We start from the raw sequence: 2,243 nt of genomic DNA on the forward strand, positions 1-2,243 counted from the left end.
AAGGCAATGGGTGTTAGGTTCATTAGCCTCCATGGTGCAGCCTGTTTATATTGCCGGTCCACGCATCGGGGAAATGCTTTGGTGGGATAAAAAATGGGAGAATGAAAAACGATTTGATTCTTATACGCACTTGCATTATGGTTTTTTAAACGAGGATGTAAAAGGTAGAGTATCGGCACGTTATTTATATGATCCTTTTAAAACGGGACGAATCGGTGCAATGGTGAGCCATGACTATGGCGTTATTCGTTCTAACGATGGAGTGACAAATATGATTTTACGTGAAAACTTTATCGAGAAAACGAGCTTGTCAGTATACCATAACTATGAGTTGTTTAACGGATTGATGTTGAACGTAGAATTTAACTTTACCGAAAGAAGATCGGTAGCAGAGGGAACTAATTTTATCCAGGAATTCGACGAGGTACTCAATAACAAGCCACCTGCGTCCTTTGATACCTACCAGGCTTTTATGAGTAAAATTCATTTGGCTTATACTCCTTTTCAAAAATACATGAGAGAACCGCATAGAAAAGTGATTTTAGGTTCTAGATGGCCTACAGTATACATGTATTGGGAAAAAGGAATTCCTAGTCTGTTTGGCAGCGACGTTAATCATGACTACCTCCTGTTTGGATTACGTCAGAGTTTTAAAATTTCAACTTTTGGAACATCATCGTATCATATTAAATCTGGAAGATTTTTGAACACAAAGGTATTGCGTGAGATTGACTATAAATACCACAGAAGGTCAGACCCGATTTATTTAACCAATCCATTAACCGGATATCAAGATTTGGATACTTCACTTCCCACTTTGAATTGGTATTTTGAATCACACTTTATTCATCATTTTAACGGTGCTCTATTAAACAAGGTGCCATTTATGAAACGTTTGCGTGTAACATCTGTAGGTGGAGGTGGTTACCTATACGTTCCGGAACATAGTTGGACACATTATGAAATGTTTGCGGGTATAGAACGTGTGTTTAAACTGAAGAAACAACGTTTTAGACTTGGGTTGTACTATGTGGTTTCAGATGGAAACCAAATCAATACGCGGAGTACCTTTAGGATAAGTATGAACTTTTTGGATCCTGAGGATATGACTTTTTGGTATTGATGGTTGGGGTGTGGATAGGTGAATTATTATCCTGATTAGTCGCATAGTTGCCAAGTTTAACTTAAAACTCTTTTCATCAAAATTTTAAATTTATTTTGATACCTCAAATTATAATTGAATGAATATTCGAATAAGTATTTCTGTAAATGAAGAAAACTTACACCATGATGTATACCATTTAAATTCCTATTTTCATTTGACATGATATAGTTCAGCCAATTTTTAATCTTTGTTTTAACAGGGAAATGAGGCTCTTTCATCTCTATTTTTTTTTGAGCATTAAAAATCTTTAAACAACGATATCCTGATTTTATGAGTGAGTGTTCAACTGTATTTACATTTTGTTGGATTTTAAGTGGAGCGATTAAATTAATTTCATCCCTACAGTTTGCCGGTGATTTGAAGATAGCAGTTATAGAGTAATTCTGAATAGCTTTTAGCTGTGAAGGGTGACATTTATCCTTCGATAAAAGCGTTAGAAATAGAAAGTACTCTTTGGCCAAGACTTCATCCCCCATGGCCATCCTTATTTTCATACTGAGGTACCAAACTGTTCTGTACCTTTTTATTCCGAGAAGTCTAGATAATTCGAGTATTGAATACGATTTTTTTACATGTGTCATTAAAAATATAGCCTTAAACCAGGCCCTGTAAGGTACTTTAGAGGATTGCATAAGCGTTCCGCTTTTAAGTGAAATTTTTCGACCGCAGGAGCATCTCCAGTAATTATGCTTGGGGCGCCAATTATTTACAGTTTGCTGGCAATTTGGACATTGAATACCAATGCGTTCACGTTGCAGTTTAAGGAAATGAATACATTTTTTTTCGGTTCCGAATCTTCGGAAGAATTCAGTTAGATCCATGATTTTAGAGTTAGGTTGAATTTTAATTTACGAAAGATATTCTTTGTTTCCAAAAAGTAGAGAGGATTGTGGTTTTGGCCAACATGCGACTAATCAGGGTTGTAAGTATGGTTTAAATAAGGTTTATTCACCTCAACATAAAAAATATCAAAATAATTTTATGGAATTCTTAAGACGTTGTCATCTAAAAAGAGAACATTAAAACAATATACCATGAGATTAACAATGATATTCGCTTTTTGCCTTTTAGGATGGAT

General features: G+C 35.2%; 2 protein-coding genes. One reads left to right on the forward strand and one right to left on the reverse strand.

Annotated elements, in window-relative coordinates; translation table 11 throughout:
• The coding region (locus AC22ZQ_RS14210; RefSeq protein WP_318959420.1) for a DUF5686 family protein at window positions 1-1,123 on the forward strand (1,123 nt) is incomplete at its 5' end.
• Between the two features lie 56 nt (window positions 1,124-1,179).
• Here AC22ZQ_RS14210 and AC22ZQ_RS14215 read toward each other — a convergent pair.
• A complete protein-coding gene (locus AC22ZQ_RS14215; protein WP_318959421.1) occupies window positions 1,180-1,746 on the reverse strand; it encodes a hypothetical protein in 567 nt (188 codons plus the stop codon).
• Between the last annotated feature and the right edge of the window lie 497 nt (window positions 1,747-2,243).

Source organism: Lishizhenia sp., from assembly GCF_057456495.1.

Excerpts from the sequence above, each read along its gene's own strand:
- AC22ZQ_RS14215 (WP_318959421.1), bottom strand. The coding sequence starts at position 1,746 with ATGACACATGTAAAAAAATCGTATTCAATACTCGAATTATCTAGACTT.